The sequence below is a fragment of the Parafrankia sp. BMG5.11 genome (genome assembly GCF_004337455.1).
On sequence record NZ_SJXI01000209.1, the window covers coordinates 1 to 19,293 of the forward strand.

The following is a 19,293-nucleotide window of genomic DNA, read 5'->3' on the forward strand; positions in this document are numbered from 1 at the left end:
AAACGGCCTCGCGAGTGCCTGACCCTGTCCTGGGCAGCCGGGCCGGGCGGCGGCCCGGTCGCCATGCTGGCCGCCTGATGCGCCAGACAGCGCAGACCGCGCGGGGTCCTGTTGCGTGCCGGGTCAGACGAGGCCGAGCTCGTCGGCGCGCAGGGCTACGGCCCGGCGGGTGGGCAGGTCCAGTTTGGTGAGGATGGCGGAGACGTGGTGGTCGGCGGTCTTCACCGAGATGTACAGACGGGTGGCGATCTCGGCGTTGGTCAGCCCTCGGGCGACCAGCTTGGCGACGTCGAGCTGACGGTTCGTCAGGCCCGCCGGGTTCGCCCGGGTGCTCGTGCGGGGCCGCCTGGGAAGCTGGGTGATGCCGTCGCGACGCAGGGCCGCCCGCTGCCGGTCGGCGGTGCCGGTGGCGCCGAGCTGGTCCAGCAGCTCCACGCTGCGTGCCCGCTGGCCGGGGTCGGGGGAGTCGCACAGGGCCATTGCCGCGGTGAAGGGCTCACCGGTGCGGCGCCACCACGCGCGGCCTCGTCGTGATCGCCCGCGAGGCTGAGCCGGAACGGCGGCGCGACCTCGTCGGGCCATTGGCTCAGCAGCCCGAGCCGGGCCAGCCAGACCGCGAGGTCGCCGGCGGCCCAGGCCGTCCCGGCGATCCCCGCCCCGCCGGCCGTGCCGGCAGTACCGGCGCGCGTCCCGGTTTCGGCGATCGCGGCCGCCGCGCGGGTGACCCGGGGGTCGGACACCTCGGTGAGCCACATCCGCTCGGCCAGCGCGGAGAGCACCGCCAGCCGGCGCAGCGGCTCGTCGTCGTCGGCCAGCGGGGTCCGCGCGCCGGTGTCCCCGGCCAGCAGGGCGGCGGAGGTCCGCAGGATGCGCCCGCGCTGGGCCAGCTCCGCCTGGCCGTGGCGGTCCGCGGCGTCGATCGCGCCGTCGAGGTAGCGACGAGCCAGGGTCACCTCGCCGCGCATGTAGGCGAGGTAGCCCCGGGTCGTGTGGGCGCGGGCGTGGGACTGCTCCAGCTCCGGCCCGGCCGAGAGGGCGGCGGCGCGCCCGGCGTGTGCCTCCGCCTGCCGGCGCCGGCCGTTGTAGTACTCGAACACGGCGCAGGTGTCGTACGCCGCCGCGAGTCCAGCCTGGTCGCCGGCCTGCTGCCAGAGCGGGAACGTCGCGCTCACGGTGGCGATCGCCTCCCTGAGGCGGCTGGTCATGTACTGCTCGATCGCGAGCCTGTGGAGCAGGTCGGCCCGGTCGAGCGCGGGCGCCGTTCCGAGGTGCTCCAGCGCCATCTCGAAGAACGTCGCCGCCTCGCTGTGCGAACCGGCCTGGGTCGCCTGGCGGGCGGCGGCCGTCGCGTACTCGGCCGCCCGGGCCCCGTCGCGGGCCACGACCGCGTGGTGGGTGAGGACGGCGGGATCGCGCGGCTCGATTCGCTCCAGCGCGGCCAGCAGGCGGGCGTGCAACCGGGGGCGCCGCCCGGTGGGATCGTGCTCTCGACGGCCTGGCGCGCGAGCTCGTGCCGGAAGACCAGACCGCCGCGGGCCCGGGTGAGCAGGCCGGTCGTGTCGAGGCGGCGCAACGTGGGCAGGTCGACGCCGAGCGCGGGCAGCACCCGGTCGTCGAGCCGGTCCGGCGCGGTCGCCACCATCTGCAGCACCTCGACGTCGTCCAGCGTGACGTCGGTGGTACGGGCGAGCACCGCGTCGCGCACCGAGGTCGGCAGCGGGCGGTCGGGCTCCTTGGCGATCTCGGTGACGAAGAACGGGTTGCCGCCGGTCAGCTCGTGCACGCGGCTCGGTTCCAGCCGGGTGCCCCCGACGACGGCGCGGACGGCGTCGAGGGACAGCGGCCGCAGGTCGAGGGTCCGCAGGCCGGCCAGCCGGGCGAAGTCGCCGAGCAGCGGGCGAGCCGAGTGACCTGGACCGATCTCGTCGTCCCGGTAGCTCACGAGCAGCGCCAGCGACATCGCGTCGACCCGGCGCGCGAGGAAGCGCAGCACCTCGACCGAGGCGGCGTCGACCCAGTGCAGGTCCTCGACCACCAGGACTGTCGTCTCGTCGCGCAGCGCTTCGTAGATCCGCTCGCAGACGCCGGCGAGTGACAGCTCCGCGCCGCTGTCGCCGGCCTTCTCACCTCTGACCCTGTCCTCACCGGGCAGCAGCGGTCCCAGGCCGGCGGCCGCGGCGATGTCGCGGAACGGACCGAGCGGCCGGGGCGTCAGAAGCGGGTCGCAGCCGCCGAGGAGGAAACGTGGGCCGGGCACGGCCGCGCGGGCCGCCGCGAGGAGGGCCGACTTGCCCGCGCCCGACTCCCCGGTGACCGCGGCGCCCGACCTCTGCCCGGCCGCCGCCCGGTCGATCGCCGCGCGGACGACGGCGACCTCGCGGTCCCGTTCGAGGAGATCCACGTGGTCAGGGTAGAGGCGGGCGGGCGGGGCGCCGAGGTGAAAGGTTCGAGCGCCCCGCCGGAGCGTCGGCCCCGTCATCGGGGCCGCGGTCACCGCGGGGCCGCGGTCGCGGCGGTCTGCGGGCCGAACTCGTTCGCGACGGCCGAGACGTTGTTGGCCGGGAAGCCACCGCGACGGGCGTGCTCGAGGATGGTCTCCGCGTCCGCCGCCTCGTGCACGCAGTAGATCTTGTCGTCGGTGACGTAGCTGTTCACCCAGGTGTAGGGCACCCCCAGCGACGCGACGGCCTCGTTGGAGGTCTGCGCGATCTCGGCCAGCTCCTCCTGGCTGAGGTTCCCGGCGCCGGGGATCTCGCGCTCGATGACAAAGCGAGGCATGGTCTGCTCCTTTCGATCCGACGGCCCGCTGCCGTCCGGTGTCTCCACCCTCGGCGCGGCAAGGCGTCCCGACATCGGGAGCGACTCCCCATGCTCGCGGTCTGGGTACCCAGGCGCCGACTCCGGAGGACGGGCACGCGGGCGTTAGGTGTCCGCCTGATCGGACACTCCTGGATCCGGTCCGCGTGCCCTCCGCGGCCGCGGGAGGAGTCCGCCGGACTATGCCTAGCCGGGCCGCTGGCGGAAACCCTGTGGGTATGCAGCACATCGTTGTCGGGGTCGACACCCGGGAAGCAGCTCCCGCCGCCCTGGTTCGGGCGGCTGACCTCGCGCGGCAGCTGGGCGCGGAACTCGATGTCGTCCACGTCCAACCATTCAGCCGCGGCGAGATCCGCGTGATGGTCTCCACGGTGCCCGGGCGGCACCTGTCCGAGCGGTTCCTCAGGGCTGACCAGGATGCCCGGACCAGGGAGGTCCGCACGCTGGCGGAACGGACACTGGCGGGCAGCGCCGTGCCCTGGCGGTTGCACGTCCTGGCTGGGGATCCCGCGGCGCGCCTGCTCGCCGTGGCCGACAGCGTCGACGCCTACGCGATCGTCATCGGCACCCGGCACGGCGGCGGGGTCGTCCTGGAGCGGCTGCTGACCGGCTCGGTCTCCCATCGGGTGGTCAACTGGGCGAAGCGGCCCGTTCTGGTCGTCCCGACAGACCTGGACGATTAGCACCCGAACGGGTCCGTGCGTCCGGCCGGGCAGGCGACCTGGACGGCCTGTTGCATCCGGCCGGCGAGACTTCCGTGCTGGTGGAAAGTGCTGTACCGGGCCCACAGCCACGGCTGTTTTCGTGACCTGATCGAGGCCGGGATGCGTGCGGGGTTGTTCGAGATGGCGTCCGCGCGGCTGGCCTCGTACGCCATCCTCGACCTGGGGATGGGCGTCGCGGTCTGGTTCCGCGACGACGGTGAGCTGACGGAGGATGCCGTCGTCTGGCAGTACAGTGAGCCTTTCCGTGTAACCGTCCGTTACGGTGTGTGATTCACAAGGTCGTGCGGTCCGTGGTGGCTGTCAGGTGGTGCGGTCGTGTTCGATGTGGAGGATCACGAGAGCGGCGGCGACGATCCTGCCGATCTTCCAGGGGTCGAGGCTGATGTTGCCCAGGGTGCGGAAGGTGCTCTTGAGTAGCGCGTTCGCGCGTTCACCGACGGCGCGCAGGGCGCGGTGAACCCGGTTGTGCTTCTTCTGGTCGTCGGGGAGCGCCTCGCCTTTCGGCTTCTTGAACGGGACGGCGACCTGGTCCTGTAGCCCTTCGTAACCGAGGTCGGCGAGGACCTCGCCACCGCCTGCGGCCCACCGCCCGAGGACGGGCAGGGCGCCGGAGGCGCGCAACGCGGTGGTGTCGTGCTCGCGGCCGGGGCGGACGTCCGAGGTCCACAGCGGCCAGCCGTCGTCCGGGGCGGAGACAACCTGGATGTTCCCACCATGGTTGTGGACCTTGGCGGACCACCAGAGATCCACACCAGTGGTCGGGCCGGGAGCACGGACCCGGTCCGTCTCGATCACCGTGCCGTCCACGATGACGTGGCCGTAGCCGGCGGCCTTCGCCGCCAGCAGTACGTTGCGCAGGTCGGGGGCCTGCGCGGCCAGCACCGCGATGCCCTCGTGGAGGTAGTCGTAGCCCGTCGACCGGCCGATCTGGTTGTCGCGGACGAGCTGGGCCAGCCGGGTGCCGTCGACGAACCAGCGCAGCACGAGCACGGCCTGCGCCCGGCAGTCCAGCGCCCGCCTGCCCGCCCGGGTGCCGCGGCGGGCCCGCTCCGCGGCCAGCAGGGCCTCCAGCCGGTCGACGGTGTGGTCACCGAGGGGCAACTCGGCGGTATATGTGACACTCACGTGGACGCGGGGCCTCTCAGAAGCTGATCTTTGGTCGGACCAGACTTCCTAACAGAGGTCCCGCGTTTCCTTACCGCGGCCCTCAGCCTCACCCGCGCCAACTACACCCCGCGACGATCACACGTGGTGACCGAAAGTCACGCGGAAAGGCTCAGTGGGTCTGGGACGACACCATCGACCGGGCGATGGCCTCCGTCCTCGACAACGGCCAGGTGCCCGCGGTCAATGCGGCCATCGGTCCCTGGGTCAACAACAACCATCCCCTGCCGACTGGTCTGCCGGCCGACGTCACCGCTTTCCTGCAGCAGTCCAACAAGTTACCGTCGTGGGCCGACGTGAGCCAGCTGCGTCGCGCGGCCGACTTCAACCGGCGCAAGGACACCTATCTGTTCATGCTGTATGGACTGGGCAGCGGAATCATGAGCACGGTCATCCCGCGCGAGGCCAGGTCGGTGTACTGGTCGAAGGGCGGCGCCGACATGAAGGACCGTGCGGCGAAGACCTTCACCTTCGGGTACGACCTGAGCCAGTTGAACGCCTTCGAGCCGAACGGGAAGTTCATCGTCACCGCGAACAAGACTCGGATGGTGCACGCCGCGGTCCGTCATCTCCTGCCGCAGTTGCCGCAGTGGAAGTCGGGGGCGACCGAGACGATCCCGATCAGCAACGGCGACATCCTCGTCACCTTCCACAGCCTGGGGACCTTCGTGCATTCCAAGCTGAAGGAATGGAAGATCCCGATGTCGACCGCCGATGAGAACGCCTTCCTCCACAGCCGGCAGGTGGCGATCTCGTTGCTCGGCGTGAAGGACGAGTACATTCCCAAGACGTGGGCCGACCGCACGCCCAGTCGGCCCAGGTGCTCTCACCGATCCTGCTGCCCACCACCGAGGGCAAGGCGCTCGCCGAGGTCCTGCTCGGGCTCGTCTCGCAGGTCGACCTGGGCGTCACGCGCGGCTTCCTCAACGAGTTCACCCGCTACGTGCTCGGCGACACGGTCGCCAACCGGCTCGCGCTGCCACGTGACCTGGCCTCGGCCGCGATCATCAAGGTCGGCTGGCCGGCGTACATCCTGTTCCGTGAGGGACTCCTCCCGCTCATGCCGGCCAACTTCTACCTCTTCGACCAGTTCATCCGAGCGGTGGCCATGGCGTTCCTCAACGGGGGCACCTCGACCCAGACCACTCCCGTCCAGATCCCCGACATCAACCGTCCCGCGGCCTGACGCCGTCGCCCAGCGCACGTCAGATGCCCTGCGGCGCCGGGTCCGCACGGCATCTGACGGCGGCCGCGTCGCCACGTGTCGCCCCGCTCGCATAGCTGGCGTCGGGACGCGGCGCGTCGGGACGCGTCGGGGCGCGTCCGAACTGATGGGATCAGTCGGTGGGGAATCGCCGGGCGACGGTGATCCGAATGGCGGGACGAGCTGGCCTGAATGTTCACTGACCGCGACAGATGGGTGCGCCGGATCCTTGAGCTGGATCCGGTGGCCGATCACCACGAGATCTACCGGATCTCCTCGGGGTACGAGTTCCCGTGGGACTACCGCCGGGCGCTCGAGTTCGCCCTGTTCCGGACCTACTGCGTCCCGACGATCTCGGCGCTGCTGGAGGCGACGGGTGAGTTCCGGGAGCGGCCGCAGAAGCGTTACGACGACACCGCCCTGCTGATGGGGGAGCTCACCGCCGTCGGCTACGACTCTCCGCGCGGCCGCGAGGCACTGCGGGTGATCAATCGGATCCACGGACGCTACGCCATCGACAACGATGACATGCGCTACGTGCTCACCACCTTCATCTACGAGCCGATCGACTGGATCAACTCCCACGGCTGGCGCCGGCTGACCGATCACGAGACCATCGCCGCGTTCCAGTTCTACCGTGAGGTCGGGCTGCGGATGGGTATCCGCGACATACCCGCCGACTTCGACGTCTTCCGCACCTTCAAACACGAGTACGAGCAGGAGACCTTCCGGTTCGCCGAGAGCAACCGCAGGATCGGGACGTACACGACCGAGATGTTCGCCGGCTGGTTTCCCGCCCGGCTGCGTCCGGTGGTGCGGGTCGGGGTGCGGTCGCTGCTCGACGAGACCATGCTGAGCGCCTTCGGATTCGACCCGGCGCCGGCATGGATGTGCCGGGCCGCGACGGGTTCGCTGCGGGCCCGTTCGGCCGTGATCCGGCGGCTTCCGCCGCGGCGGCGCATCAAGTTCGCCTGGGATCCCAGGACCCGCACCTACCCCGGCTATCCCGAGGGATACCAGCCGCGGGACCTCGGTGCCCCGCCCCCGCCCGAGACCCTCGACGAGAAATGGAGGAACCGACCGCTTTCGACCAGGTAGCGCGGTAGAACCATGCGGATCAGCCGTCCTGGCTCGGGCGGCTCTGGGCGGCCTCGTGTTCGTAGCCGCGCCACCGGCCGAGAATGTCGCGTTGCGCGAGAGCCTCCAGCCGGTCGGCTTCCTCGGGGTTGGCCGTGCCGAGCCGGGTGAAGCGGGACTCGGTCGCGGCGAACTCGCTGAACGGGATCGACGGGGCCCGGGAGTCGAGGGAGAACGGCTGCTCCTCCGCCCGCGGGTCGAAACGGTAGAGGGGCCAGTAGCCGGACCGCACCGCCGCCTTCTGGTGCGCCATGCCGTCGGTCATGTTGATGCCGTGGGCGATGCAGTGGCTGTAGGCGATGATCAGCGACGGGCCGTCCCAGCTGGCCGCCTCGTTGAAGGCCTTCACCGTGTGCGCGTCGTTGGCACCGAGCGCCACCTGCGCGACATACACGTCGCCGTAGGCCGCCGCGACCAGGCCGAGGTCCTTCTTGCGGGTCCGCTTGCCGCCGACCGCGAACTTCGCGACCGCCGCCCGCGGCGTCGACTTCGACGCCTGCCCGCCCGTGTTGGAGTACCCCTCGGTGTCGAGGACGAGCATGTTGACGTCGCGCCCGGAGGCGAGCACGTGGTCGAGGCCGCCGAAGCCGATGTCGTAGGCCCAGCCGTCACCGCCGACGATCCACACGCTTTTCGCGACGAGGTCGTCGAGGAGGGCGTCCAGCCGGGCGGTGGGCCCGTTCCGGGCGGCGTGCTCGCCGCCCGCCAGCCGGCGCCGCAGTTCTGCGACCCGGTCGCGCTGGTCGGCGATGCCGGCCTCGGTCGACTGGTCGGCGTCCAGGATCGCCTCGACGAGCCGGTCGGATACCAGAGCCCCCTCGGCGCGCAGCAGCCGGCGGGCCTCCCGGGCCCGGGCGTCGAGCGCGAGGCGCATGCCCAGCCCGAACTCGGCGTTGTCCTCGAACAGGGAGTTCGCCCAGGCCGGGCCGCGGCCGTCGGCGTTGGCCGTCCACGGCGTGGTGGGCAGGTTCCCGCCGTAGATGGACGAGCAGCCGGTGGCGTTCGCGACCACGATGCGGTCACCGAACAGCTGGGTGAGCAGTTTCAGGTAGGGCGACTCCCCGCAGCCGGCACACGCCCCGGAGAACTCGAACAGCGGCTCCCGCAGTTGCGAGCCACGGACGGTGGCCGCCGAGGCGAGCCGCGGCTCGACCGCCGGCAGGGTCTCGTGGAAGGCCCAGCTGGTCCGTTCCTCGGCGAACCGGGAGTCGGCGTCGACCATGTCGAGCGCCCGGTGGTCCGGCATCTCCCGGCTCTTCGCCGGGCACGCCTCGACGCAGACACCGCAGCCGGTGCAGTCGTCCGGCGCGACCTGGATCGTGAGCCGGTACTCCCCGAGCCGGGGGTCCTTCGGGCGGGTGTGCCGGAACGACGGCGGGGCGTCGGCGAGCCGCGCCGGGTCGAACAGTGTCATCCGGATCGCCGCGTGCGGGCAGACGATGGCGCACTTGCCGCAGCTGACGCACAGCTCGGGATCCCAGACCGGGAGCTCGCGGGCGATGCCGCGCTTCTCGTACCGGGCCGTCCCCACCGGGAACGTGCCGTCGACCGGCAGCGCGCTGACGGGGAGCAGGCCCCCCTCACCGGCCATGATCCGGGCTGTGACCTGCCGGACGAACTCGGGTACGTCGCCGACCAGGCGCCGGCGCGCCGGCCCGGTGACGGTGCGGTCGCGCAGGTCGACCTCGCGCAGGGCGCCCAGGGCCGCGTCCACGGCCGCGGTGTTGCGGCGCAGGACTTCCGCTCCGCGCTTGCGCTGGCTGGCGAGGACGCCCTCCTTCACCGCGGCGACCGCCTCGGCCGGCTCGAACAGGCCGGACAGCCGTAGGTAGCAGGTCTGCAGGACGGGGCTGACGATGCCGGGTATGCCGGCCGTCGCCGCCACCCGGTCGGCGTCGACGACGAACAGCCGTACGCCCCTGGCCAGCAGGTGCCGCTGGGCCTCGGCCGGCAGGTGGTCCCACACCTGATCCGGTGGGTACGAGGTGTTGATCAGGACGGTGGCACCCTGCCCGGCCACGGCGAGGACGTCGACCCGGTCCAGCAGCGACCACTGGTGGCAGCCGACGAACTGGGCGTCCCGGATCAGCCAGGGCGCGTCCACCGGCCGTGGCGCCAGCCGCAGGTGCGACACCGTCATCGAGCCGGACTTCTTGGAGTCGAACACGAAGTAGGCCTGCGCGTGCAGCGGCGTGTGGTCGCCGACGATGCCGGCGGTGGTGCGGGTGGCGCCCACGGTGCCATCGCTGCCGAGGCCGTAGAACACGGCGCGCCGGACGTCGTCCGGCTCCGGGAACCTGTCCTCGTCCGCGGGCAGGGACAGGTGCGTGACGTCGTCGTCGATGCCGACCGTCACCTCGCGCCGCGGGTTCTCCCGCGCCAGCTCCTCGAACACCGCCGCCGCCATCGCGGGCGTGAACTCCTTCGACGCGAGCCCGTAGCGGGCACCGATCACCCGCGGCATGCGCTCGGGCCGCTCCGCGAGCGCCGCCAGGACGTCGAGGCGCAGCGGCTCGCCCGTCGCGCCCGGCTCCTTCGTCCGGTCGAGGACGGCTACCGAACGCACCGTCGGCGGCAGGCAGGCGAGGAACGCCGCACTGTCGAAGGGACGGTACAGGCGGACCTGGACGAACCCGACCCGCTCGCCCCGCGCCATCAGCCGGCTGACCGCGTCGCGCACCGCCGACCGGCCCGACCCCATGATCACCGCGACCCGCTCGGCCTCCGGGTGGCCGTGGTACTCGAAGATGCGGTAGGCCCGGCCCGTCGCCGCGGCCAGCTGGTCCATCGCCCGCTGCACGGCGCCCGGGACGGCGGCGTAGTAGGTGTTGGCCGCCTCGCGGGCCTGGAAGAACGTGTCGGGGTCCTGGGTGGTGCCGCGGATCACCGGGTGGTCCGGGGACAGCGCGCGGCGGCGATGAGCGTCGACGTGGGTTTCGGACAGCAGGCCGGCCAGCGTCGGGTCGTCGAGCAGCGTGACCTCGTTCAGCTCGTGCGAGGTGCGGAAGCCGTCGAAGAAGTGCAGGAACGGCACGCGTGTCTCGAGAGTGGCCGCGTGCGCGACCGCGGCGAGATCGTGCGCCTCCTGCGGAGACGCCGAGGACAGCATGGCGAAGCCGGTCGACCTCGCCGCCATCACGTCGCTGTGGTCACCGAAGATCGACAATGCCTGCGTGGCCAGGGTCCGGGCGGCCACATGGAGAACCATCGGCGTGAGCTCGCCGGCGATCTTGAACATGTTGGGCAGCATCAGCAGGAGTCCCTGCGACGCGGTGAAGGTGGTGGACAGCGCACCCGCCTGCAGGGCGCCGTGGACGGCGCCGGCGGCGCCGCCCTCGCTCTGCAGTTGGACCACCTCGGGCACCCCGCCCCACAGGTTCGGGCGTCCCCCGGCCGCCCACACGTCGGCGAGCTCGCCCATTCCCGAGGCAGGGGTGATCGGGTAGATGGCGATGACCTCGCTTGCCCGGTAGGCCACCGAAGCGGCCGCCTCGTTGCCGTCGATCGTCTTCTGCCCCATGCAGCCAGACTGCATGGGCCGGAGCCGAAGTGGCGAAGGACGTCGTCCCGTACGCCCAGGATGTACAGCACGGCGACCCGACTGCCGAATGTCATCGGCGTCCGGGTGATCTGCGGCAGAATCCGGGGCGATATCGAACCTCATCACCAACTGCCACGACCCGGTCCTGAACGCGGTCGGGCCGGAGAAGCAGGAGGCACCCGCACGTGTCCGGGGACGGTATGTCAACCGCTGCCTCCGGGCTGTGGTTCGGTGCCCTCGGGCCGCTGGAGGTGCGGCTGGACGGCGTGCCCCTGCGGCTGCACGGCCCCCGTGAACGCACCCTGCTCGGCCTGCTGCTGTCCCGGCACAACCGGGTCGTGTCGGTGCCAGGGCTGATCGACGGGCTGTGGGGGGCCACGCCGCCCCCGACCGCGGAGAAGACCCTCCAGGGCAACATCTCCCGACTGCGCCGGGTACTGGAGCCCGGCCGGTCCTCGGCCGAATGGCAGGTGCTGGTCACCACCGCGGCCGGGTACAGCCTGCGTGCCGGTCCCACCGCCGTCGACGTCGGGCAGTTCGAATGGCTGGTGGACGGGGCGCGGCGGGCCCGGGACGGCGGCTCTGCCGAGCTTGCGGCAGCCAGACTGCGCCGGGCGCTGCGGTTATGGCGCGGGGACGCCTACGAGGACCTCGGCGAGGCCGCGTTCGCGGTGGCGGAGCGTCGCCGCCTCGACGAGCAGCGGCTCGCGGCGATCGCGGACCGCATCGACCTGGACCTCGCGCTGGGCGAGGCAGCCGCCCTGGTCGGGGAACTGCGGCGGCTGGTGACCAGCCATCCGCTGCGGGAGCGCTTCTGGGGCCAGCTGATGGTCGCCCAGTACGAGTCCGCCGGGCAGGCCGAGGCCCTGGCCGCGTACCACTCGGCACGCCGGCACCTGACCGACGAGCTGGGCGTGGATCCGGGCGCGCGGCTGCAGGCGCTGTACGCCGCCATCCTCGCCGGTGCTGACTGCCCGGTGCCGAGCCCGGTCCGGCCGCGGCCCGTGCCCGCCGCTATCGGTGCGGATCGCAACCCGCTGGCCGGGCGGGAGGCGGACCTGCGCTGGCTCGAACGAGCCTGGGATCGGGTCCTCGACAGCGACAGCGGTGACGTGGTCATCGTCGAAGGCGAAGCGGGGATGGGTGTCAGCCGCCTGGTGGCGGAGTTCGCGCGCCGGGTGGCGGCCCGTGGCGCCGACGTCGTCCTCGGCCTGGAGAACCTGCCGGTCACCTCTGCCGAGGAGCTGGCACGGTCGGCCGCGGAATGCCCGACGCTGGTGATCGTCGATGATCCCGGCGAGCACTCCGCCGGCGACCGCGACCCGTGGGATCGGATCGCCGGCGACGTCGCCGGGCTGCCGGTCCTCGTCGTCGTCACCGCCAGGCCTTCGGGGCGGCTCGGCGCGGGCGGAGCGTGGCGTGCGCTGCGGCTCGGCCCACTGGCCCCCGAGCAGCTCGCCGAGATCGTCGCCAGCTACGTCCACGGCGACGAGCTGCCGGCCGCGCTCGCGGCGGTGGGCGCGTCCAGCGCCGGCGTCCCCCGCAGGATCCACGCCGACAGCGCGGCCTGGGCCGCCGCGCGCGCCGCGCAACGGGTCGGCGAGACCGCGGCGAAGGTGGAGACGGGCCGACGGGAGCTGGACGCCGCCGAGCGCGCGATGATCGCCGAAATCCTGCGCCTGAGACAGGCGCGGATGCGCCGTGCCGAGGGTGAGCAGCTCGAGCCTGGCGCGAGTACCGGGGGCGGTGCCAGCGGCTCGGAGGCGATCAGCCCGGGTGGCCCGGACGGCACCGGCGCCGTGGACGGCACCGGCTCCGCTCTGGTGTGCCCGTACAAGGGCCTGGCCCGCTTCGACGAGGAGGACGCCCGCTACTTCTTCGGCCGGGACCGGGTCATCGACCAGCTGGTGACCAGGTGCGCGGCGGCGGCCCTGCTGGCCGTCGTCGGCCCGTCCGGCTCCGGGAAGTCGTCGGTGGTGCGGGCCGGGCTGGTCCCCGCGCTGCGGGCCGGCGTCCTCCCGGGAAGCGACTGCTGGGACATCCGCGTCGTGCGAACGGGCGCGATCGGCGTGGCCGACCTGGCGATGTTCGACACCGATCGGGCCGACGGCCCTGGCGCCACCGACGCGGGCGTGGCCGACGTGACGGCTGTCGGCCCGCAGGCCGGGGGAGTCGGGGCGGGTGCCGGGCCGGCGTCCGCCGTCCGCCTGCTGGTGTTGGACCAGTTCGAGGAGGCGTTCACCGCCTGGCGGGACGGCGACCGGGAGCTGTTGATCGACAAGCTGGTCCGCGCGCTGCGGCGGGAGGACGGGCGGCTGCGCCTCGTCCTCACCGTGCGCGCCGACTACTACGGGCGTTTCGCGCGTTACCCGGAGCTTGCCCGCCTCGTCGACAACAGTGTGCTGGTCGGCCCGATGACACCCGACGAGCTGCGGCAGGCCGTCGAGCGGCCCGCCCGGGTGGCCGGCCTCGAGACCGAGCCGGAGTTCATCGACACCGTGCTGGCCGACGCGCACCACGAACCCGGCGTGCTGCCGTTGCTGTCCACCGCCCTGCTGGCCACCTGGGAACGTCGTGACGGGCGGGTCCTGTCCGCGGCCGCCTACCGGGACGCGGGCGGGGTGGCCGGCGCGCTGACCAGGCTGGCCGACAGCGTCTACGAGGCGTTCGACACCGACGGCCGGGCGGCCGTCCGGCGTCTTTTCCTGCGCCTGGCCACCCCGGGCGAGGGCGGGGCCGAGACCCGGCGCCGGGTGCCACGCGCGGAGCTCGCCGACATCCCGCGGATGGAGGCGGTGCTCGCTCAGCTGATCGAGCGGCGGCTGGTCGTCGCCGCCGACGGCACCGTCGAAGTGGCGCACGAGGCGCTGCTGCGCGAGTGGCCCCGGGTACGCGACTGGTTGGACGCCGACCGCGACGGGCGCAGGGTCCACCGGCATCTCACCGAGGCCGCCACCGCCTGGGACACGGCCGGGAGGAGCACAGCCGATCTCTACCGGGGCGCCCGGTTGCAGACCGCCCGGGACTGGGCGGCGGCCAACCCCGGTGACACGAACCCGCTGGAGCAGGCCTTCCTTGAAGCCTCGATCGCCGACGAGGAACGCGTCGCCGATCGCGACCGGCGCAGCGCCCGACGACTGCGCACGCTCGTCTCCGTACTGGCCACGTTGCTCGTGGTGGCGTTGACGTCGACGGCGCTGGCGGTGGTGCAACGTGGGACGGCGAACCGGCAGGCGGCGCTGGCGCAGGCCGCGACCCGCACCGCGCAGGCCGGGCGGCTGGCCACGCTCGCCGCGAACCTGGGCACCGACCAGGTCGACCGGGCGCTGCTGCTCGGCGTTGCGGGATACCGGCTCGAGCCGTCCCGCGAGACCGAGGCGGGCCTGCAGAACGTGCTGGCCCGCACGCCCGCGCGCCTCGATCGGATCATCCGCTTTGACGGGCAGGGCCTGCTGCCGGCCGCGCTGCCGCCGTCGGTGAGTCGGGACGGACGCCTGCTCGCCGAGCCCCGCCGTGACGGCACCGTCCGGATCTGGGATCTGCACACGAGCCGGGTGCTACGCACCCTGCGCTGGCCGTCCGGCCGCCAGCTCGCGATCTTCAACGGGGACGCCACCCTGCTCTCGGCCGGCGGCAACGACGGGACGGTCGTCGTGTGGAACGTCGCCGACGGGCGGATCGTCGGCGCCCCGATCAGAGCCGGTAACGCCCTGGCCTACGGGCAGTTCGACCCGCGAGATCCAACCCGGATGTTCGTTGTCGGCGGCTCCGGAGAGATCACCCTGTGGGACCGGTCGCGTCCCGATGCGCCGAGGCAGGTGGGCGCACCGCTGCGGTTCCCGGCGAGCCCCGGGGCGATCCCGATCGTCCCGATCAACGCGGACGGGACCCGGCTCGCCGCCGGCACCTTCGGCGGCTCCACCACCCGGATCTGGGACGCCCGCACCGGCCAGGTGCTGCGGGACCTCGACGGCGCACCAGGGTTCTTCGGCCCGGACGGTGCCACGCTGCCCACCACCCTCGGCGACCGGGTCACCGTATGGGACGTCAACACCGGCCAGCCGCGGTTCCCCCCGCTGACCGGGTTCACCAACGCCACCCCCGGGATCGTCATCAGCGGTGACGGCCGCCGGATCGCGGCGAACGACGGAGCGACCTTCATCCGCGTGCTCGACCTGCAGTCCGGCCGGGAGGTCGCGGAGCTTCCGCTGCACGAGCACGCGGTGGTCCCGTCCGCGTTCCTCCCCGACGGCCGCCTGATGACGAGCGGCGTCGCCGAGGCAGCGATCTGGCGGCTGGACGACGACTCGTCCCAGCTGGGACGGACGATCGGCGGCCACGACGGCCGCGCCACCGGCCTGATCATCGCAGATGATGACGAGATAATCACCCTGGGTGTGGATGATCGGCGGGTGCTGGTGTGGGACGTGGCCACCGGCGCGGCGAAGGGGCCGTTGCTCGGCGGGGCGGTAGCGGCCCCGGCCACGATCAGCCCGGACGGGTCGACGATCGCGGGGGTGGGCCGGGATGGGCGGTTCCGGCTGTGGAACCGGAGCAGCGGGGCCGAGATCGCTGTCCTCGGGCCGCCGTCGCCGTCCACCCTGGCCAAGCCGGCCACGGCGTGGAGCCCGGCCAACGGTCGGCTCGTGACGGCCATCGGCGGCGTGGTCCAGTTGTGGGACGTGAGTGATCCGCGCCATCCCCACCAGGTCGGGCGCCTCGGCCGTGCGGACCAGGCACCCGGGACGGGACAACCTCCGGAGAACCCGCCGGACGAGCTGCGGCCCTCCTTCAGCCACGACGGGCGCTGGCTGGCGGTGGAGGACACCGCCCGCCGGACCGTCACCGTCTACGACACCGCCACCAGCGCCGCCGTGTGGACACGGCAGCTGGACGCCGTCGGGCCACCGGCGCTCGCCTTCTCCCCGGACGACTCGACCCTCGCCGTCGGCTACGGCACCGTCGCGGCCGGCGTCGTGGACTTCCGGGACGTCCGGACCGGTGACCTGCGGCGAACGCTGCGGACCGGCTTCAGCAACGGCGGCGTCGAGTACCTCCGCGACGGAAGCGTCGTGATGACCACCAGCGATGTGGGCGATCACAGCGTGGCCCAGCTGTGGGACTCCACCAGCCTTGAGCCGATCGGTGAGCCGCTCCCGCAGCAGGGCGGCGCCTACTCCATCACCCGCGCTCGGGGCGGCACCCTCGCGATCACGGGCACCACCACCGGCTTCATCCAGATCTGGGACGTCGGCATCGATCACTGGATCGCGACCGCCTGCAGCATCGCCGGCCGCAACCTCACACCCGCCGAATGGAACCGCTACCTGCCCGGCGAGCCCTATCGGCGTACCTGCCCGCAGTGGTCCGACGGCGCGTGAGCGGGTCGCGGCCGATCAGCAGGGCTGGTCCCGGACCACCTTCCGCCCCGTTCCCGCACCCGGCCCGCCGGCCCGCCCGGCTTCCCGCCGGCCTACCGCCCGCCTACCGACCTGCTCCCGGTCGGTCCGGCCGCACGCTGCGCACCCCGAATCCCGCGGCCACCGCTCCTGCCCCCTGAATGCCAAACCCCGCCGCGAACCCCACCGTCGACGTCCAGACGATCAGAATGGCCATCCCGCAGGCCACGAGAAGGCAACCCGCGGCCAGTAGCGCCTGGCCGTGACCACTCAGCCGCTCCCGGCGAGACGCCGAGCGGTAGAGATGGCCCCCGACGAGAACAAGGTGGGCGCCGCCGGCCGCGATGATGACGCTTCTTCCGGACCGAGCCTCGTAGACACCGGGATCGACATCCACGGCGGCGCTTTCCCTCGCAATGCTCACCAGGCCGAGAACTCCGTATATCAACATTGTTGATCCGCTGAGTATGGCGAGCACTCCGGCCAGTCGCATCCCCCTCGACGCGTCCTGCATCACGTGCTCACCGCGTCCGCACCGCCATCAGGTCGCCACGTACTCACCATTGCGCCGCGGCGCCGCCCGGAGGCTGCGTCGCCGTCACATCCGGACGATGGCAACTGCCGGTTGCAATGCGGTGGCAAACCGGTTGTGAGGCTCGAACCGAGGTTGACCACCGCTTCGCAGCCAGCCGACAACCAACGGCGGCCACCATGGCCGTCGACCGCCGATACGGGGGAGGGTGTGATGAACCAGCGAACGGCAACCACAACGGCCGGGACGGTGCCCGAGGACGGGAGTCCGCCGGCAGCGGGGAGAGCCCTGTTCGACCGCGCGAGCCAGGCCCATCGGCGAGGGCAGCACGATGAGGCACTGGAACTGCTCGACCAGCTTCTGGCCGACGAGCCCGAAAACGTCGCGGCCCAGTACGCCCGTGCGATCTGCCTGGCCGACCTTGGTCGGACGAGGGAGGCGACCGCGCAGTTCCGCGCCGTTCTGGCGCGGGATCCGAGGCATTACGAGGCGGCTTACCAGCTGGGCCGCGCCCTGCAGGCCACGGCCGACCTGACCGGCGCCATCGACGCCTACCGAGCGGTCCTGGTAGCCGGCAACTACCGGGATACCGCAGCTCGACTGCGGGACTGCGGGAACAGCCTCCTGGCGGCCGAGCGTGGCCACTCGAACGCCTCGGGGCGGTACGGCGCCCCGGCGGCTGGCCCGGCCCCCGGGGAGGGGCCGACCCCGCTTCGCACCCGGATCGATGCCCAAGGCGTCGTTGACCGCGGCATCCAGGTCGGTCTCGTGCGCCTGCAGGCCCGCAACCTCGTCCCGCGGGCGATCGCCGTCCTGCTGGGCGCGGGCACCCTGACCCTGGTGCTCCTGAGCATCCTGTTCGCCGCCTTCAGTCAGCGGGACAGTCATGTTTCCGCTCCGGTCCTGACCGATCTCGCCGTCTCGCACCGCGTCGCGCTCAGCTACGCGATCTTCGCCGTCTCGATCCTGCTGTGCTCGTGGTTCGCCCGGACAGCGGCGGCGCTGCTCGCCGTCGCGGTGGTGGCAGTGATCGGGACGACCCAGGCAAAGGTCGTGCACACACCACACCTAAGGGTGACGGGATCGGGATTCTCCGTCGGCCCGCTTCTGGACTACAGCGGAGGGTCGTTGTTCCTCCGGTACTACACATTGTCCTGGACCGCGATCTTCCTCTACTTTCTCGGTGCGGCGGCGGTGATTGCCGCCTGCCGGCACCTCAACGGAGCGGTCCTGTACGAGTACGGCCTGGACGTGCGCGACGGATTCCTTCGGCGATCGGTTCAGTTCATCTGGTACTACCAGATCACCGAGCCGCCCATCTACCGTCGGACGATGACCAACTATCTGGCGAACACGGCATCGATGAGTATCAGTTACAACGAGTCCGGTGCGGCGTCGGTGCGGAAGATCGACCTGACTGCCATCGGCAAGCCGGCCGATGTGCTCCTGCTGGGCAGACGCCTGGAATCCCGGGTCATCGTCGAGCGAGCGCGCTTCCGAGGGCCGTGGACCTGACCGCGAAAATCTTCGAAATAATACGGATTTCGGATTTCGCTGAGTGGCCGGATCTATTCGTTGGTAAGGAGTGCGGAAGATGGGTGGCAGGGGAAGTGGTTCCGGCAGAGGAGGGTTGCCCCGGTCCGGCGTCGGCGGCCCTCGGTGGCGGGTCCCCGGTCTTGGTCGGGCGCCCGCCTCGAACAGGCCCGCTGCCGGCGATCAGCGCGGCAATCAGTCCGGCAGGGCACCTACCGGCCAGGCCGGGGGCGCCGGGCGAGACGCTGCCGGATCCTCCAGGGCGCAGCAGCAACGATCGCCGGGCCGGGAAGCCGGGCCCCAGACCCGCCCGCAGGCAGGAGGAGGCGGTACGCCGGCGAGCACCGCAACCGGATGGCAGCCCCAGCAGACGAGCGAGATCGGCAGCTTCCGCGGAATCTCACCCGTCCCGCCCATTCCGCCCGTCGCACCGTCGCCGAGTCCGGCGGGCCCTGACGCGGGTGTTCCGATCAACCCGCGGGATGCGGCGGATGCGGGCGTCCCGGCGCCGCGGCCAGACTCCGGCGGTCATCCGCACATCCCTGCTGGCAGGAGCCAGAAGACGGACCAGCAGGCGGCAGCCTCGGCCGACGGCAGGGATGATTCGGCGGGCAGGCACGAATCCTCCGATCAGCAGCCGGGCGATACCAACCCCGTGGATGGTCCGGCCCAGGCCGATGTGCCACCCATCCAGGGTGGGGACGACGCCGGCGCGCCCTATCCGACCGGGGGTCCGAACGAGCTCGCCACGGCGGAGCAGGTCGAGCCTCCGGCCGGCGTCACAGGCACGATCGCCGGCCCATCCGGCGACGGTGACGGCTACGTACCGCCTGGCGCACCACTCGACGCCGGTGGCTCCGATCTGGGGGTCGTCCTGTTCGACGGTGCTGACTATGTCACCCAGCAGTCCGACGGTTCCTGGGTCGCGGGTCATCTCGACTCGACCGACCTTGTCGCTGGTGTCCCCGGTGGTTGGACCGCGGGGGCTGAAGGCGGCTACCTTCCGGCGGGGAGCGGGTTCGGTGCCACCGCGGATCCTGACCACGGCGGCGATGCCGGCGCGAACGGCACTGACCCGGGGACCGTCCAGTTCAACGGCGCGGGTTACATCGCCCCGAACGGCGACGGGTCCGGATCAGTTGGCCACATCGACGGCGCCACCTTCGTCACCGAACACCCTGGCGAATGGAGCGCACCACCTCCCGATTTCGCCCCGCATTAGAGGGTGTCTGAAAAGGGTC

Annotated in this window: 12 protein-coding genes and 2 pseudogenes; 7 read left to right on the forward strand and 7 right to left on the reverse strand. The window is 72.1% G+C overall.

Annotated elements, in window-relative coordinates:
• Positions 1–123: 123 nt before the first annotated feature.
• Genes E0504_RS53320 through E0504_RS49940 form a run of 4 tightly spaced genes read right to left on the reverse strand, consistent with a single transcriptional unit; the run spans position 124 to position 2,778 of the window.
• Positions 124–378 carry a LuxR C-terminal-related transcriptional regulator gene (locus tag E0504_RS53320; protein WP_198541459.1) on the reverse strand — a complete coding sequence of 85 codons (255 nt, stop codon included), beginning with the start codon at positions 376–378 and terminating at the stop codon, positions 124–126.
• The gene (locus E0504_RS53325; protein WP_235014319.1) at positions 306–1,283 is read right to left on the reverse strand and encodes a proline-rich domain-containing protein; all 978 of its coding nucleotides are present in this window, start codon (positions 1,281–1,283) and stop codon (positions 306–308) included. Before E0504_RS53325 ends, E0504_RS53320 begins: the two co-directional genes overlap by 73 nt.
• Positions 1,202–2,479 (reverse strand): AAA family ATPase, encoded by a 1,278-nt coding sequence (locus tag E0504_RS51845; protein WP_207974755.1) that lies wholly within the window; start codon positions 2,477–2,479, stop codon positions 1,202–1,204. Before E0504_RS51845 ends, E0504_RS53325 begins: the two co-directional genes overlap by 82 nt.
• Positions 2,480–2,490: 11 nt before the next feature.
• Positions 2,491–2,778 (reverse strand): DUF4242 domain-containing protein, encoded by a 288-nt coding sequence (locus E0504_RS49940; RefSeq protein WP_131628146.1) that lies wholly within the window; start codon positions 2,776–2,778, stop codon positions 2,491–2,493.
• A gap of 257 nt (positions 2,779–3,035) precedes the next feature.
• On the opposite strand from E0504_RS49940, the gene E0504_RS49945 reads away from it, so the two are divergent.
• Positions 3,036–3,500 (forward strand): universal stress protein, encoded by a 465-nt coding sequence (locus tag E0504_RS49945; protein WP_112107732.1) that lies wholly within the window; start codon positions 3,036–3,038, stop codon positions 3,498–3,500.
• A 96-nt stretch (positions 3,501–3,596) separates the two neighbouring features.
• A pseudogene (locus E0504_RS49950) lies at positions 3,597–3,812 on the forward strand (hypothetical protein); the annotation flags it as partial.
• 30 nt (positions 3,813–3,842) lie between these two features.
• Here E0504_RS49950 and E0504_RS49955 read toward each other — a convergent pair.
• A complete protein-coding gene (locus E0504_RS49955; RefSeq protein WP_131628148.1) occupies positions 3,843–4,667 on the reverse strand; it encodes a transposase family protein in 825 nt (274 codons plus the stop codon).
• 152 nt (positions 4,668–4,819) lie between these two features.
• Between E0504_RS49955 and E0504_RS54885 the strand changes: the two are divergent.
• Both E0504_RS54885 and E0504_RS49965 read left to right on the forward strand, forming a co-directional pair.
• A pseudogene (locus E0504_RS54885) lies at positions 4,820–5,892 on the forward strand (oxygenase MpaB family protein); the annotation flags it as partial.
• A 210-nt stretch (positions 5,893–6,102) separates the two neighbouring features.
• A complete protein-coding gene (locus tag E0504_RS49965; protein WP_131628150.1) occupies positions 6,103–7,008 on the forward strand; it encodes an oxygenase MpaB family protein in 906 nt (301 codons plus the stop codon).
• A 19-nt stretch (positions 7,009–7,027) separates the two neighbouring features.
• On the opposite strand, the gene nifJ is transcribed toward E0504_RS49965, so the two are convergent.
• On the reverse strand, positions 7,028–10,567 hold the full coding sequence (gene nifJ / locus E0504_RS49970) for a pyruvate:ferredoxin (flavodoxin) oxidoreductase (protein ID WP_131628151.1): 3,540 nt from the start codon (positions 10,565–10,567) through the stop codon (positions 7,028–7,030).
• Between the two features lie 221 nt (positions 10,568–10,788).
• Between nifJ and E0504_RS49975 the strand changes: the two genes are divergently transcribed.
• Positions 10,789–15,969 carry a BTAD domain-containing putative transcriptional regulator gene (locus E0504_RS49975; RefSeq protein WP_131628153.1) on the forward strand — a complete coding sequence of 1,727 codons (5,181 nt, stop codon included), beginning with the start codon at positions 10,789–10,791 and terminating at the stop codon, positions 15,967–15,969.
• Positions 15,970–16,072: 103 nt separating this feature from the next.
• Here the strand turns inward: E0504_RS49975 and E0504_RS49980 are convergent, their stop codons facing one another.
• Positions 16,073–16,504 carry a hypothetical protein gene (locus E0504_RS49980; RefSeq protein ID WP_112107726.1) on the reverse strand — a complete coding sequence of 144 codons (432 nt, stop codon included), beginning with the start codon at positions 16,502–16,504 and terminating at the stop codon, positions 16,073–16,075.
• 228 nt (positions 16,505–16,732) lie between these two features.
• On the opposite strand from E0504_RS49980, the gene E0504_RS49985 reads away from it, so the two are divergent.
• A complete protein-coding gene (locus tag E0504_RS49985) occupies positions 16,733–18,034 on the forward strand; it encodes a tetratricopeptide repeat protein (RefSeq protein WP_131628155.1) in 1,302 nt (433 codons plus the stop codon).
• Positions 18,035–18,707: 673 nt separating this feature from the next.
• Positions 18,708–19,274, forward strand: a complete 567-nt coding sequence (locus E0504_RS49990; RefSeq protein ID WP_131628157.1) for a hypothetical protein — start codon at positions 18,708–18,710, stop codon at positions 19,272–19,274.
• Positions 19,275–19,293: the final 19 nt, after the last annotated feature.

What these genes read in the sequence shown, in the direction of transcription:
- E0504_RS49965 (WP_131628150.1), top strand. Translation starts at nt 6,103, where the DNA reads ATGTTCACTGACCGCGACAGATGGGTGCGCCGGATCCTTGAGCTGGAT.
- nifJ (WP_131628151.1), bottom strand. Translation starts at nt 10,567, where the DNA reads ATGGGGCAGAAGACGATCGACGGCAACGAGGCGGCCGCTTCGGTGGCC.
- E0504_RS49985 (WP_131628155.1), top strand. Translation starts at nt 16,733, where the DNA reads ATGAACCAGCGAACGGCAACCACAACGGCCGGGACGGTGCCCGAGGAC.
- E0504_RS51845 (WP_207974755.1), bottom strand. Translation starts at nt 2,479, where the DNA reads ATGACGGGGCCGACGCTCCGGCGGGGCGCTCGAACCTTTCACCTCGGC.
- E0504_RS49975 (WP_131628153.1), top strand. Translation starts at nt 10,789, where the DNA reads ATGTCAACCGCTGCCTCCGGGCTGTGGTTCGGTGCCCTCGGGCCGCTG.
- E0504_RS53325 (WP_235014319.1), bottom strand. Translation starts at nt 1,283, where the DNA reads ATGGCGCTGGAGCACCTCGGAACGGCGCCCGCGCTCGACCGGGCCGAC.
- E0504_RS49945 (WP_112107732.1), top strand. Translation starts at nt 3,036, where the DNA reads ATGCAGCACATCGTTGTCGGGGTCGACACCCGGGAAGCAGCTCCCGCC.
- E0504_RS49940 (WP_131628146.1), bottom strand. Translation starts at nt 2,778, where the DNA reads ATGCCTCGCTTTGTCATCGAGCGCGAGATCCCCGGCGCCGGGAACCTC.